The 13,535-nt window shown below is 74.2% G+C and carries 12 protein-coding genes; 4 read left to right on the top strand and 8 right to left on the bottom strand.

The features are described from left to right. Positions 1 to 3: 3 nt before the first annotated feature. The 3 genes from ACWFR1_RS03380 to ACWFR1_RS03370 are packed head-to-tail and all read right to left on the bottom strand — an operon-like array spanning position 4 to position 2,944. Positions 4 to 894, bottom strand: coding sequence for an ABC transporter ATP-binding protein (locus ACWFR1_RS03380; RefSeq protein ID WP_453545928.1), 891 nt, complete (start codon positions 892 to 894; stop codon positions 4 to 6). Beyond that, the gene (locus ACWFR1_RS03375) at positions 891 to 1,943 is read right to left on the bottom strand and encodes a FecCD family ABC transporter permease (protein ID WP_453545926.1); all 1,053 of its coding nucleotides are present in this window, start codon (positions 1,941 to 1,943) and stop codon (positions 891 to 893) included. Before ACWFR1_RS03375 ends, ACWFR1_RS03380 begins: the two co-directional genes overlap by 4 nt. Next, positions 1,940 to 2,944 carry a FecCD family ABC transporter permease gene (locus ACWFR1_RS03370; protein WP_453545924.1) on the bottom strand — a complete coding sequence of 335 codons (1,005 nt, stop codon included), beginning with the start codon at positions 2,942 to 2,944 and terminating at the stop codon, positions 1,940 to 1,942. The genes ACWFR1_RS03375 and ACWFR1_RS03370 overlap by 4 nt, the downstream gene beginning before the upstream one ends. A 132-nt stretch (positions 2,945 to 3,076) precedes the next feature. Here ACWFR1_RS03370 and ACWFR1_RS03365 point away from each other — a divergent pair, with 132 nt between their 5' ends. Next, positions 3,077 to 3,742, top strand: a complete 666-nt coding sequence (locus tag ACWFR1_RS03365) for an HAD family hydrolase (RefSeq protein ID WP_453545922.1) — start codon at positions 3,077 to 3,079, stop codon at positions 3,740 to 3,742. On the opposite strand, the gene ACWFR1_RS03360 is transcribed toward ACWFR1_RS03365, so the two are convergent. After that, entirely contained in the window at positions 3,730 to 4,008 is a 279-nt protein-coding gene (locus ACWFR1_RS03360; RefSeq protein ID WP_453545920.1) for a hypothetical protein, read from the bottom strand. The two genes, ACWFR1_RS03365 and ACWFR1_RS03360, sit on opposite strands and share 13 nt — an antisense overlap. 328 nt (positions 4,009 to 4,336) lie before the next feature. On the opposite strand from ACWFR1_RS03360, the gene ACWFR1_RS03355 reads away from it, so the two are divergent. Further along, entirely contained in the window at positions 4,337 to 4,720 is a 384-nt protein-coding gene (locus ACWFR1_RS03355; protein WP_376395963.1) for a cold-shock protein, read from the top strand. Positions 4,721 to 4,729: 9 nt separating this feature from the next. Here the strand turns inward: ACWFR1_RS03355 and ACWFR1_RS03350 are convergent, their stop codons facing one another. From ACWFR1_RS03350 to ACWFR1_RS03335, 4 genes are all read right to left on the bottom strand, one after another. Continuing rightward, positions 4,730 to 5,581: a 1,4-dihydroxy-6-naphthoate synthase gene (locus ACWFR1_RS03350; RefSeq protein ID WP_453545918.1), complete on the bottom strand. Its 852-nt coding sequence runs from the start codon at positions 5,579 to 5,581 to the stop codon at positions 4,730 to 4,732. Continuing rightward, a complete protein-coding gene (locus ACWFR1_RS03345) occupies positions 5,578 to 6,426 on the bottom strand; it encodes a futalosine hydrolase (RefSeq protein ID WP_453545916.1) in 849 nt (282 codons plus the stop codon). The genes ACWFR1_RS03350 and ACWFR1_RS03345 overlap by 4 nt, the downstream gene beginning before the upstream one ends. 7 nt (positions 6,427 to 6,433) lie before the next feature. Beyond that, positions 6,434 to 6,913 (bottom strand): DUF2771 domain-containing protein, encoded by a 480-nt coding sequence (locus tag ACWFR1_RS03340; protein ID WP_453545914.1) that lies wholly within the window; start codon positions 6,911 to 6,913, stop codon positions 6,434 to 6,436. A gap of 95 nt (positions 6,914 to 7,008) precedes the next feature. After that, positions 7,009 to 8,400: an MFS transporter gene (locus tag ACWFR1_RS03335; RefSeq protein ID WP_453545912.1), complete on the bottom strand. Its 1,392-nt coding sequence runs from the start codon at positions 8,398 to 8,400 to the stop codon at positions 7,009 to 7,011. 525 nt (positions 8,401 to 8,925) lie between these two features. On the opposite strand from ACWFR1_RS03335, the gene ACWFR1_RS03330 reads away from it, so the two are divergent. Both ACWFR1_RS03330 and ACWFR1_RS03325 read left to right on the top strand, forming a co-directional pair. Then, the gene (locus tag ACWFR1_RS03330; RefSeq protein ID WP_453545910.1) at positions 8,926 to 9,855 is read left to right on the top strand and encodes a DUF3027 domain-containing protein; all 930 of its coding nucleotides are present in this window, start codon (positions 8,926 to 8,928) and stop codon (positions 9,853 to 9,855) included. 253 nt (positions 9,856 to 10,108) lie between these two features. After that, positions 10,109 to 13,261 carry a sacsin N-terminal ATP-binding-like domain-containing protein gene (locus tag ACWFR1_RS03325; protein WP_453545908.1) on the top strand — a complete coding sequence of 1,051 codons (3,153 nt, stop codon included), beginning with the start codon at positions 10,109 to 10,111 and terminating at the stop codon, positions 13,259 to 13,261. Positions 13,262 to 13,535: the final 274 nt, after the last annotated feature.

Genomic DNA, 13,535 nt, shown 5'->3' with positions numbered 1-13,535 from the left:
GCTCTACGCGCCGGTCTCCGCGTGCCACGGCGCCCCCGGCACCACCAGCGGCGAGCCCGTGACCGGGTCCGGGACGACGACCGCCTCCAGGCCGAAGACGTCCCGTACGAGCTCCGCCGTCACGACCTCCTCCGGCGGGCCCTCCGCGACCACGCACCCGGCCTTCATGGCGACGAGGTGGTCGGCGTACCGGGCGGCCTGGTTGAGATCGTGCAGGACGAGGACGACGGTCCGGGCGCGCAGCCGGTTGAGGCGGCGCACCAGGTCGAGGACCTCCACCTGGTGGGAGATGTCCAGATAGGTGGTGGGCTCGTCGAGGAGGAGCAGGTCGGTCTCCTGGGCGAGCGCCATCGCGATCCAGACGCGCTGGCGCTGGCCGCCCGAGAGCGCGTCGACGGACCGGTCGGCGAGCGCGGTCACGTCCGTACGCGCCATGGCGTCCGTGACGGCCCGCTCGTCCTCCTCCGACCACTGCTTCCACCAGGCCTGGTGGGGCTGGCGGCCCCGGGAGACGAGGTCGGCGACGGTGATCGCCTCCGGCGCGACGGGCGTCTGGGGAAGGAGCCCGATGGAGCGGGCGATGCGCTTCGTGGGGAGCTTGGCCAGCTCCTCGCCGTCGAGGAGGACGGCTCCGCCGGCCGGCTTGAGGAGCCGCCCGAGCGCCCGGAGGGTGGTGGACTTGCCGCAGGCGTTGGGGCCGACGATCACGGTCACCTTGCCGTCGGGGATCGCGAGGTCGAGGTCGTGCACGACGGTGCGGTCCTCGTAGGCGAGCGTCAGCCCGCGAGCGGCCAGCCTGCTCGCGCCCGCACCCGCGCCCGTCCCGGTGCCCGCGCCCGTACCCCGGTCCACACCCCTGCCGGCACTCTCGCTCGTGCTGCTCGTGCTCGTCATGCCTTGCCTTCCGTTCGGCTCCGGACGATGAGCCAGATCAGGTACGGGGCGCCGACCGCCGCCGTGAGGACACCCACGGGCAGTTCGACGGGGGAGAGGAGCCGCCTGGCGAGCAGGTCGGCGACGACCACGACGACGGCGCCCGTGAGCGCGGAGCAGAGCAGCGGGATCTGCGCGGTCCGCGTCATGCGGCGGGCGATCTGCGGGGCCAGCAGGGCCACGAAGTCGACCGGTCCGGCGACGCCCGTCGCGACGGACGCGAGGACGACACCGACGGCGACGAGCCCGAGGCGGACCCGACCGAGCCGGACGCCGAGCGCGGTCGCCGTGTCGTCGTCGAGGGAGACCGTCCGCTGGGCGCGGGCGGCCCACAGCACGGCGGGCAGCATCAGGAGCAGCGTCCACCGGATCGGCGCGGACTCGTCCCAGCCCCGCCCGTTGAGGGAGCCGGTCATCCAGACCTGGGCCTGCTGGGCGACGAGGTAGTCGCCCTTCGTCATGAAGAGGGTGATGAGGGACCGCAGCGCGATCGCGAAGCCGATGCCGATGAGCACGAAGCGGGTCGCGTGCAGCCCGCCGCGCCAGGCGAACACGTACACGAGCCCGGCGGCGAGGATCCCGCCCGCGATCGACACGTACGGCAGCACGCCGTACGAGGCGAGGCCGAAGGTCATCGCGGCGACGGTGACCGCCCCCGCGCCCTGGCTGATGCCGATGATGTCGGGGCTGGCGAGCGGGTTGCGGGCGACGGTCTGGATGAGCGCGCCCGCGATCCCGAAGGCGGCGCCGACGGCGAGGGCAACGACGAGCCGGGGCTCGCGCAGCTCCGCCACGACGAAGGCGGAAGGCGACGGCTGCCCGAGGAGGATCCGTACGACCTCCGAGGGGCCGACGAACCGCTCGCCGACGCAGAGGTACGCGACGGAGGCGGCGGCCAGCAGCAGGAGGAGCCCGGTGGCGACGAGCGCCGAACGCCGGTGGACGAGCAACGACCCCCGCCCGGCGCGCACGAGCCCGTACCCGGCGGGCCTCACCAGGGAGGCCGTCATGCCGGCACCGCCTTCCGCCGCACCAGGGTGACCAGGAACGGCACCCCGATCAGCGCGGTCATCACCCCGGCGGGCACCTCGCCCGGCGGGAACACGATCCGCCCGGCGACATCCGCGACGAGCAGCATCACCGGCCCGATCAGCGCGGCCATCGGCAGCACCCAGCGGTGGTCGGAGCCGACGACGGCCCGCGCGATGTGCGGGACGGCGAGGCCGACGAAGGCGACGGGCCCGGCGGCGGCCACAGCGGCGCCCGTCAGGACGGTCGCGCCGAGACCGCCGACGATCCGCACGGTCGCGACCCGCTGCCCGAGGCCCTTGGCCACGTCCTCGCCGAGCGCGAGCGCGTCGAGGCCGCGCGCCACGGAGAGTACGAGGACCGCGCCGATCAGCAGGAAGGGCCAGATCTGGCCGACGATCGCGGCGTCGCGCCCGTCGAGCGAGCCGATCTGCCAGAACCGGAACTCGTCGAGCGCCGAGGCCCGCGTCGTGAGGACGCCGGTGGTGACGGAGAGCAGCAGCGCGTTGATCGCGGCCCCGCCGAGCGCCAGTTTCACGGGCGTCGCCCCGCCGCGCCCGCCGGAGGCGATCGCGTAGACGGCGACCGAGGCGAGCGCGGCGCCGACGAAGGCGAACCACACGTACCCGCTGAGGTCGTGCACGCCGAAGAAGGCGATGGCGAGGACGACGGCCACCGACGAGCCCTGGCTGATGCCGAGGATGCCGGGGTCGGCGATCGGGTTGCGGGTGATGCCCTGGAGCGCGGTGCCGGCGAGGGCGAGCGCGACGCCGACCATCAGCCCGATGAGGGTGCGGGGGACGCGGAGCTGCCGTACGACCTCGGCGTCGTCGCCCGTACCGCCGTGCAGCAGGGCGTCGAGGACGGTCGAGGGGGCGATGGCGCGGGCGCCCACGGCGAGGCTGAGGAGGACGGCGAGCAGCAGGGCGACGACAGCCGCCGAGGTCGCGAGGACCCGTCTGGAGGGAAAAGCGGCTGGCATGGGGACCCATCGGCGGAAGAGCGGGGGCGCGAGGTTCGATACGGGAGCTGGGAGGTTCGGTAAGGCAGGCCTCAGTGTAAGCAGCACCGATTATTCGAACACCCGGGCCCGGAGGTACCCGAGAATGGCCCCATGACGACGACCGAGAAGCCTTCGCAGCAGCAGCAGCAGCAGCAGCCGTCGACGCCCCCGGCCCCGCTCACCGTCGGCTTCGACCTCGACCTGACGCTGATCGACAGCCGCCCCGGCATCAAGGCGGCCTGGGAGGCCTTCTCCGCGGAGACCGGCGCCGAGATCGACGCCGACCTGGTCGTCACCCGCCTCGGCCCGCCCCTCGAACACGAGATGGCGCACTGGTTCCCCGAGGAGCTGGTCACGGAGATGGTGGCCCGCTACCGCGCGCTCTACCCGGCGTACGCGATCGAGCCCTCGCCGCCGATGCCGGGTGCCCGGGACGCGATCCAGGCCGTACGGGACGCGGGCGGCCGCACGATCGTCGTCACCGCCAAGAACGGCCCGCACGCCGAGCTGCACCTCACGCACCTCGGCATCGAGCCGGACGCCGTCGTGGGCGGCCTCTGGGCCGAGGGCAAGGCCGAGGCCCTGCGCGCCCACGGCGCCCAGGTGTACGTCGGCGACCACGTCGGGGACGTCCGCGGCGCGAACACGGCCGGCGCCGTCGCGGTGGCCGTGGCGACCGGCCCCTGCGCCCCCGAGGAGCTGCGCGCGGCCGGCGCGGACGTGGTCCTCACGGACCTGACGGACTTCCGCGAGTGGCTGGAGGCCTACCGCGCCTGAACCGGCGTGGCCGCACCCTCCCGGGCCTGCCGCCGCTGGGCCGCGATCGACCGCAGCACCCCGGCGGCGGCGACGGCGAATCCGACGCCCATGAGCATGGAGACGGTGTACGCGACGGTGGGGAACGGCTCGGTCCCGAGGAACAGCGGAGCCACCGTGACCAGCGTCGCCACCGCCCCGACCCCGAAGAGAACGACACCGACCTTGACGAGGCCGTCACCCGGGGCGCTGTCGTTCACCGGTACGGCGGGGGATTCAGTACGCATCCGGCCAGGGTAGTTCCCGGGCCGGAGGAACAATCCGGCAGCGTCTTGGCGGCGCCTCCGGAGGCCCGACCTGTCAAAGGGTTTGTCGTGCGTCCGGGGGTAATCCCCTCTCGGGGGGTCCCGTGCGTGTGCTGTGATGTGCGTGCCTTCTCGCCCCCGGCGAGCCGCGATCGATCCCGGCCACGACTGCCGGCCGGGATGGGTGGAGCTGCTTGACGGGGGGTACAGAGCTGGGGAGGCTTCGAGCGACGGCAGGCACGAGCAAGCGCTGGACGGCCTGACCTGCGACGACAGTGTTTCGGCTGACTGGTGGAATGGGGTGCGTGCTTTGCCTACCGGCAAGGTCAAATGGTTCAACAGTGAGAAGGGCTTCGGCTTTCTCTCCCGCGACGACGGCGGCGACGTCTTCGTGCACTCGTCGGTGCTCCCTGCCGGAGTCGACGCACTGAAGCCAGGCCAGCGGGTCGAGTTCGGTGTCGTCGCCGGTCAGCGCGGCGACCAGGCGCTCTCCGTGACGATCCTCGACCCGACCCCGTCCGTCGCCGCCGCACAGCGCCGCAAGCCCGACGAACTGGCGTCCATCGTCCAGGACCTGACGACGCTCCTGGAGAACATCACGCCGGCGCTCGAGCGCGGCCGCTACCCGGAGAAGACCCAGGGCAAGAAGATCGCCGGCCTGCTGCGCGCGGTCGCCGACCAGCTCGACGTCTGAGCGGGTCCTCTACGGGAACGCCAGCGCGTCCGGGCCGAGGGGCGGTACGAGTCCCTCGGCCGCGGCGCGCGTGAGCAGCCCGCGGACCGCCGCGTAGCCGTGCTCGCCCAGGTCGGCCGTGAACTCGTTGACGTAGAGACCGATGTGCTGGTCGGCCACCTTCGGGTCCATCTCCTGGGCGTGCTCCAGGACGTACGGCCGGGAGGCCACCGGGTCGTCCCAGGCCATCCGTACGGACGCGCGGGCCGAATCGGCGAGCAGCCGCAGGGCCTCCTCGCCCAGGGAGCGGCGGGCGACGATCGCGCCGAGCGGGATCGGGAGCCCGGTCGTGGCCTCCCAGTGCTCGCCCATGTCGGCCAGGCAGTGGAGGCCGTACTCCTGGTAGGTGAAGCGGGCCTCGTGGATGACGAGCCCGGCGTCGACCTTGCCGTCGCGGACGGCGGGCATGATCTCGTGGAACGGCATGACGACGACGTTCCCGACGCCTCCCGGGACGCTCTCGGCCGCCCACAGCCGGAAGAGGAGGTAGGCGGTCGAGCGCTCGCTCGGCACGGCGACGGTCTTCCCCGCGAGGTCGGCCCCGCTGCCCGCCTCCCTGGTGAGGACGAGGGGCCCGCAGCCCCGGCCGAGGGCGCCGCCGCAGGGCAGCAGCGCGTACTCGTCGAGGATCCACGGCAGGACGGCGTACGAGACCTTCAGGACGTCGTGGTCGTCGGCGCCGCCCTCCGCCCAGCCGTTGGTGACGTCGATGTCGGCGAAGGTCACGTCGAGCCGGGGGGCGCCCGGGACGCGGCCGTGGGCCCAGGCGTCGAAGACGAAGGTGTCGTTCGGGCAGGGCGAGTAGGCGATCTTCAGCTTCACTTCGCCTCCAGGGAGAACGGGGAGAGAGCGGGGCCCAGCAGGGCGAACGCCTGCCGGAGGGAGTCCAGGGCCTCGCCGATGCGCCAGGCGGCGCGGTCGCGGGGGCCGACGGCGTTCGACACGGCCCGGATCTCGACGACGGGCACGCCGTACGCGGCGGCGGCCTCGGCGACGCCGAAGCCCTCCATCGCCTCGGCCGCGGCCGTCGGATGGCGCGCGGCCAGCTCGGCGGCGCGTCCCGCGGTGCCGGTGACGGTGGAGACGGTGAGGACGGGCGCGACGGTGTGCGGCCGGGCGCCGGCGCGCAGCGCGGCGGCGAGGGGGCCGGTGAGGGAGCGCGGTACGGGGTGCGTGGACCGCCCGAAGCCGAGCTCCTCGACGGCGAGGTAGCCGTCGGGGGTCTCCGCGCCGAGGTCGGCGGCGACGATCGCCTCGGAGACGACGACGGTGCCGATCGGGGCGTGGGGTGCGAATCCGCCGGCGATTCCGGCGGAGACGACGAGGTCGTACGGGGAGCCCTCACCCGCCGGAGACGCGGAGGCGTGGGCGGGGGCGGAGGCGTGGGCCAGTGCCGTAGCCGTCGCGGCGGCCACGGCAGCCGGGCCGACCCCGCCGACGAGGAGATCGACTCCGTCGGCGTGGCGGCGCAGGGTGAGACCGCCCGGGAGCGTCAGGGGCTCCCAGGAGGTCCCCGGAGCTGTGGCTGGGGCTGAGTCCAGCCCCGTGCCCGGAGCCGTGCCCGGAAACGCGTCCGGGGCGTCAGGACCGAGGCCGGCGGCGACGGAGTCCGCCTCCGCCGCCACGGCCGTCACGATCAGGATCCGGTGGACCGTCCGATGGACCACCGGCGGGTCAGGATTCCTTCTTCAGCTGGAAGTGCCAGATACCGGTCAGCTTCTTGCCGGTGTTCTCGACGATGGTCACCTGGGTCTTGTCGGTGGCCTCGCCGGTCTGGCTGGAGAAGAAGGCGCTGGCCGGAATGGTCCGGTAGGTCTTCTTGTACGGCTCGGGCTCGGCCTGCTGGCCGCCGAGGAAGATCGTCCAGCCGTTGTCCGCGATCTCGGGGTCGACCCCGAAGCGGATCTTGTCGTCCATCGCCACGGTGATGGACTTCTCGGCCTTCTTGTTGAGGCACTGCTGGATCTGCGACTCCTTGATGGCGTCGCCGTCGTTGTAGCAGGCGGCCTCGGAGTGGATCGAGTCGGACCCGACCGTGACAGTCGCGATCGGAGTCGGCTTGTCGCAGGCGGTGAGTACGAGGAGCCCGGCGGAGACGGCCCCGAGGGCTACGGCGGCCCGGCGGCGCGAGCCGGAGAAGAACGCAACGGTCATGAGCCGAAGGCTATCGGGCCGCCGCGCCCGCGCCACGCCGGGGTACGGCGTGCCGCCGCTCGGTGACCTCGGGAGACCTCCCCGCCGTGCTCGTATTACGCCACCCGTGCCTGGGGACGGCCCTGCGGCCCCGGTGGGCCGCCCGGGCGGCGGCGGGCCGCCGCGAGCAGCCCACGGACGGAGAGCAGCGCGCCGAGGGCCAGGATCCCGGCCGCCACGGCCATGCCGAGCCGGCCGTTCAGCGGCAGCGCGATGCCGATCGCGCCGCCCACCACCCACGCCATCTGCAACGCCGTCTCCGACCGCGCGAACGCCGACGTCCGCACCACCTCCGGCACGTCCCGCTGGATCAGCGCGTCGAGCGACAGCTTCGACAGGGCCTGCGTGAGGCCCGCGACGGCCCCGAGGACGGCGACCATCGCGCCGCCGAAGAAGATGGCCGCGCAGATCGCCGTACCGCACACGACGGTGATCATCGTGGCGATGATCACCTCGGGCCCGTGCCCCCGGTCCCGGAGCAGCGAGCCGACCGCCGTGCCGCACGCGTTCCCCACGCCCGCCGCCACACCCACGATGCCCAGGGAGACGGCGGCGCTCTGCCCGGAGAGCGGATGCTCGCGCAGCAGGAACGCCAGGAAGAAGATCAGGAAACCCGACAGCATGCGGCTCGCCGCGTTCGCCTCCAGGCCGTGCAGGACCGAAGGACCGACCGTCCGGAGGCTCGGCTTCCGCTCGCCGTGCGTCAGCAGGTGCGCCCGCCGCTCGCCCTTCGCCGAGTCCACCTTGGGCGGCATCCGCAGCGCCCAGAACGCCCCGAGCAGGAACAGCGCGCACGCCCCGTACAGCGGATACCGGGGCCCGATCTGCTGCAGCCCCACCCCGACGGGCGCGGCGATGCCGGTGGCGAGCAGCCCGGCGAGGGTGACCCGGGAGTTCGCCTTCACGAGCGAGAACTTCGGTGGGAGCAGGCGCGGGACGACCGCGCTGCGCACCACCCCGTACGCCTTCGAGGCCACCAGTACCCCCAGCGCCGCCGGGTACAGCTCCAGGCCGCCGGTGGCGACCGCGCCCGACATCAGGATCGCCAGGACCGCGCGGGTCAGCATCGCGCCGGCCATCGCCGCGCGCCTGCCGTGCGGGATGCGGTCCAGGAGCGGGCCGATCACGGGGGCCAGGAGGACGAAGGGGGCCATGGTGACGGCGAGGTAGAGCGCGACGCGGCCGCGGGCCTCGTCGGTGGGCACGGAGAAGAAGACGGTGGAGGCGAGAGCGACGGTGATCATGACGTCGCCGGCGCCGTTCACGGCGTGCAGCTCGATCAGCTTCCCGAGCCCCGACTCGCCCGCGCCATGGGCGTGGGTGGCCTTACGGATGCCTTTCGCGGTCCCGGTGAAGGGCAGGTGCAGGGCGCGACCGACCTTCCGGCCCGCTCGGCTGAGCGGTCCGGCATGATCTTCGGATCGTGCGGGAGACCGTGCGGCTGCCACTCCGTCATAGTGCCCCACCGGCGAGCCGGACGAACCGTGGCGCGGCGAACGGAGGGGGTCCGGCAGCGGTACGGCGGCGGTACTTGAGCCGGTTGCGAGCCTGTATGGAGCCTGTTCCGGCGCGGTCGCCGAGCCGGAAAACGCCCCGGCGAGCCGGAAAACGACCCGGCGAGCCGGAGATCGGCCCGCTCGCGAGACGGGTCTGGACCGGTCCGTATCGGCCCGGGAACCGGTCCCCCCAAGCCCCCGGACCGTCCGGGATCCGGGCCACTTGAGGCGGGCAGGTGGGCGGAGGCCCGCGAACGGGGTAGCGTGCGTAGCGCGTCACCGGCGGAAGTTCTCGGCCGCGCGCCTCTTCGGCATCCCGCAGAATGGATGGCGATAGGTGTGCCCGAGACATGCGAGACAAGTCGGGTGCGCGGACGTCGATGCGGCCCCCTGGTCCGCTCCGCCCGCCGCCCGTGGCTTCGCTCCCGCCCCTCGGCCGGCGCACCCGTGAGACGGCGTAGGAGAGAAGCGAGACCTGTGAGTGCTGCGACGACGCGAAGCGGTACCCCGCGTACCCCGCGAGCCACGCGTACCCCCGACCGCCTGTGCGTCGAGGCGGTAGACCTCGCCCGGGAGGCCGCCGAGGAGGCGGCCGCGCCCGGCATCGTGGGCGCGCACATCGAGGTCGTCGCGGAGGGCGACCGGGTCGTCACGCACTTCTTCGAGTGCGAGGAGCCCGGCTACCGCGGCTGGCGCTGGGCGGTGACCGTCACCCGCGCCTCCCGCGCCAAGAACATCACCCTTGACGAAACCGTCCTGCTGCCAGGCGCCGACGCCCTCCTCGCGCCCGAGTGGGTGCCGTGGAGCGAGCGCCTCCGCCCCGGCGACATGGGCCCCGGCGACCTGCTGCCCACCGAGCAGGACGACCTGCGCCTGGAGCCCGGCTACTCGGGCGAGGACGCGCCGCCACCGAACTCGGCGGTCTCGGAGGAGCTGGCGGACCACCTCGACGCCGAGGACGCCGAGATCGTCTCCCGTACCCCCGCGCGGGGCACGATCGCCTCGGTCGCCGAGGAGCTCGGCATGCGCCGGGCCCGGGTCCTCTCCCGGTACGGCCTGCACGTGGCCGCGGACCGCTGGGACGAGAACTTCGGCGCGAAGACCCCGATGGCCCAGGCGGCACCCGCGTCCTGCGAGTCCTGTGCGTTCCTGGTACCGCTCGCCGGCTCGCTGAAGCAGGCCTTCGGCGTCTGCGCCAACGAGTTCTCCCCGGCCGACGGCCGCGTCGTCTCCCTCGCGTACGGCTGCGGGGGCCACTCGGAGGCCGCGGTCATGCCGAAGCCGCCGCGCCCGGCGCTCCCGGTCCTCGACTCGATGGCCGCGGACGACTTCCCGCTCCGCCCGGCCAAGGACTCCGGCTCGACGATGGAACCCGACGACTTCTCCGAGGATCTGGGCCACTCGTAACGGCGCTCGTGGGGCCGCGCGTGAGGCACTCGTGACGCCTGTCGCGAGCCCCGCGTAACGGCGCTCGTAAGGCCACTCGTCACGACTCCCCGGGACGTGCTTCCGCGCGCCCCGGGGCGGGGTCGTGCCCCGGCGGCCGGGGCGGGGCGGAGCGCGGTACCTTTCGGGCCCCGGGCCTTCGGGTCCGGCAGCGCCACCCCCCGATCAGTACGTGATCACCACCCCGATCGGCCCCCGATCACCGCCCCGCAGAGTGGAGTCAGACGTGAGCGTCAGCGTCCGGACGACGACCGACGGAACCGATCCCTTCGGCACCGCACGGCTGCGGCGGGGAGTGCTCGACGCCTGGGGCGCCTCGCCCGCCCGGTTCCGGGAGGACGCCAACGCCGAGGAGGACCTCGCGCTCGGCGGCTACCGCGACCGGCTCGTCGTGGAGCTCGCCCAGAACGCCGCCGACGCCGCCCACCGCGCCGGCGTCACCGGCCGCCTCCGCCTCACCCTGCACCCCGCGGACGACGAGAGCCCCGCGATGCTCGCCGCCGCCAACACCGGTGCCCCGCTGGACGCCACCGGCGCCGAGTCGCTGTCCACGCTCCGCGCCTCCGCCAAGCGCGAGCAGGGCCCCGGTGCCGTCGGCCGCTTCGGTGTCGGCTTCGCCGCCGTCCTCGCCGTGACCGACGAGCCCGCCGTCCTCGGCCGGCACGGCGGCGTCCGCTGGTCCCTCGCGGAGGCCCGTGAACTCGCCGCCGAGTCCGCCCGGTACAGCCCGGGCCTCGGCGACGAACTGCGCCGCCGGGACGGCCACGTACCCCTCCTGCGTCTCCCGCTGCCCGCCGAGGGCACCGCGCCCGACGGCTACGACACGGTCGTCGTCCTCCCGCTGCGCGACGCCGCCGCCCGCGACCTGGCCGAGCGCCTCCTCGCGTCGGTCGACGACGCGCTGCTCCTCACGCTCCCCGGCCTCGCGGAGATCGTCGTGGAGACCGCGGAAGGCGTACGCACCCTCCGCCGGTCCGAGGACGACGGCTACATCCGTATCGACGACACGGCGACCGGCACCCACCGCTGGCGGACCGTCTCCCACACCGGGCCCATCGACGCCGAACTCCTCAAGGACCGGCCGGTGGAGGAGCGCCTCCGCCCCCACTGGTCCGTCACCTGGGCCGTACCCGTGGACGCGGAGGGCGCCCCGCGCCACCCCCGTACCGAACCCGTCGTGCACGCCCCGACGCCCACCGACGAGCCCCTCGGCATCCCCGCGCTGCTCATCGCCTCCCTGCCGCTGGACACCGCGCGGCGCCACCCGGCGCCCGGCCCGCTCACCGACTTCCTGGTGCAGCGCGCGGCCGACGCTTACGCCGAACTCCTCGCCGACTGGCACCCGGTGACCACCGCGACCCTCGACCTCGTCCCCGGCCCGCTCGGCAAGGGGCCGCTCGACGGGGCGCTGCGCGAGGCGATCCTCGACCGGCTGCCGAGGGTCGCGTTCCTGGCACCGGCGTCCCCCTCCGAAGAGCTCCCCGCGCTCCGCCCGATCGAGGCGGAGGCGGTGGAAGGCGCGGGCGCCGAGACGGTCGACGTCCTCGCCGAGGTCTTCCCGACGCTCCTCCCGGCGGGCCTGGAGCGGCGCCCCGAGCTCCGTACGCTCGGGGTGGGCCGGGTGCCGCTGACGGAGGCGATCGACCGGCTGGCCGGCGTGGACCGGGCCCCTACGTGGTGGTGGCGGCTCTACGACTCCCTCGCGGGTGTCGACCCGGACCGGCTGACAGGCCTCCCGGTGCCACTGGCGAACGACGCCGACGCCGACGAGGACGTCCGGATCCGGACGACGATCGGCCCCCGCCAGGTCCTCCTCCCGCAGGAGCGGACCCCGGCCGAACTGACCCGCCTCGGCCTGAAGGTGGCGCACCCGGAGGCGGCGCACCCGCTCCTGGAGAAGCTGGGCGCCCTGCCGGCCACGCCCCGCGCGGTCCTGACGACCCCGCAGGTGCGGGCGGCGGTCGCGGCCTCCCTCGACGCGGGGGAGATCTGGGACGAGGACGCGGACACCCTGGACGCGGAGGACCTGGCGGAGACGGTCCTCGCACTGGTCAGGGACGCGGAACTCGACCCGGGCGAGGAGCCGTGGCTCGGCGCGCTGGCCCTCCCGGACGAGGACGGCGAACTCTCCCCGGCGGGCGAACTGGTCCTGCCGGGCTCCCCCTTCGCGGCAGTCATGCGCGAGGACGAACTGGCGTACGTGGAGGCGGACCTGGCGTCCCGCTGGGGCGAACAGCCCTTGGCGGCCTGCGGAGTCCTGGTGAATTTCACCCTGATCCGCGCGACGGACCTGGTGCTCGACCCGGACGAGGTGGAGCCCAGGGAGGGCGACTACCCGGAGCCGGACGACGCCGGGCTGCTCGACGCGGTCGACGTGTGGTGCGAGGACGTCCTGGACCGCCTGCCGGAGTCGCCGGTGCCGCCGGTGGCGACGGAGATCGTGGCGGTACGGGACCTGGACCTGGTCGACGACGAGGCCTGGCCGCAGGCGCTGGCACTCCTGGCGCAGCCCCCACTCCGCGACGCCCTCACCCAACCCGTACGCATCCTCCTCCCGGACGGCACGACGGAGACGGTCCGTTCGTACACGGCGTGGTGGCTCAGGGACCACCCGGTCCTGGACGGCCGTCGCCCGGCGGGCCTGCGAGCCGAGGGCTCGGACCCGCTGCTGATCGGCCTGTACGACTCCGCCGACGCGACCGGCTTCGACGACGAGCAGGTCCTGCGGGCGCTGGGCGTCCGCACGTCGGTGGGGGCGCTCCTGGAGGAACCGGGCGGCGCGGCGGAACTGCTCGCCCGCCTGGCGGACCCGACCCGCGAGGTCACGGCGCCCCAACTGCACGCGCTCTACACGGCGCTGGCGGACCTGGACCCGGACCAGGTCACGCTCCCGGACGAGCTGCGGGCGGTGGTGGACGGGGAACTGGTGGTGGTGGACGCGGCGGAAGCGCTCGTGGCGGACGCCCCGGACCTGCTTCCCCTCACCGGGGACACCCCTCTGCTCCCGGTCGCGCCGTCCCGCGCAGCGGACCTGGCGGAACTGCTGCAGGTCCGCCGCCTGAGCGAGACGTTCGAGGCGGAGGTGACGACGGTGGGCGAGGAACACGAGGTCCCGCCCTCGGTCCACGCCCTCCTGGGCCCGGCGACCCCGGCCACCTACATCGAACACGAGGAACTCCGCGCGGCGGGCGTGGAACTGGACTGGCGGGTGACCCCGGACGGCATCCTCCACGCCGCCACCCTGGAAGGCGTAGCGGCCGGCCTGGCCTGGTCGGCCGGCCAATGGCCCCGCCGCTTCGAGGTAGCGGCCCTCCTGGAGGACCCGTCGAGAACGACGGAACTGGCAAGGGACCGCTGGTTCGACTGAGAAGGCGCGGGGGCGGCCCCGTGGGGTGACGGCTTCCGACGGGCTTCTGGTGCGGCCGCCCTCTTTCCGAGTGTGGCGGCCTCCACCACCGCGTCAAGGGCAAGTCGGCGAAGCCGATGGCCTACGTCCACCCTTGACCCGGCGGCGGAGCCCGCTGTTCGCACTCGGAGGGCGACCGGGGGCCGGGGCCCCCCGGGGCCCCCCCCCCCCCGCCCCCCCCCCCCCCCGGGGGCCCCCGAGGGGCGGCAAAGGGAAAGTGCGGGGGCCGGGGTGT

Source organism: Streptomyces sp. NPDC055103 (genome assembly GCF_053607625.1).
This window is presented reverse-complemented; position numbering and strand designations above follow the sequence as displayed.

Excerpts from the sequence above, each read along its gene's own strand:
- ACWFR1_RS03380 (WP_453545928.1), bottom strand. The coding sequence starts at position 894 with ATGACGAGCACGAGCAGCACGAGCGAGAGTGCCGGCAGGGGTGTGGAC.
- ACWFR1_RS03370 (WP_453545924.1), bottom strand. The coding sequence starts at position 2,944 with ATGCCAGCCGCTTTTCCCTCCAGACGGGTCCTCGCGACCTCGGCGGCT.
- ACWFR1_RS03360 (WP_453545920.1), bottom strand. The coding sequence starts at position 4,008 with ATGCGTACTGAATCCCCCGCCGTACCGGTGAACGACAGCGCCCCGGGT.
- ACWFR1_RS03375 (WP_453545926.1), bottom strand. The coding sequence starts at position 1,943 with ATGACGGCCTCCCTGGTGAGGCCCGCCGGGTACGGGCTCGTGCGCGCC.
- ACWFR1_RS03340 (WP_453545914.1), bottom strand. The coding sequence starts at position 6,913 with ATGACCGTTGCGTTCTTCTCCGGCTCGCGCCGCCGGGCCGCCGTAGCC.
- ACWFR1_RS03365 (WP_453545922.1), top strand. The coding sequence starts at position 3,077 with ATGACGACGACCGAGAAGCCTTCGCAGCAGCAGCAGCAGCAGCAGCCG.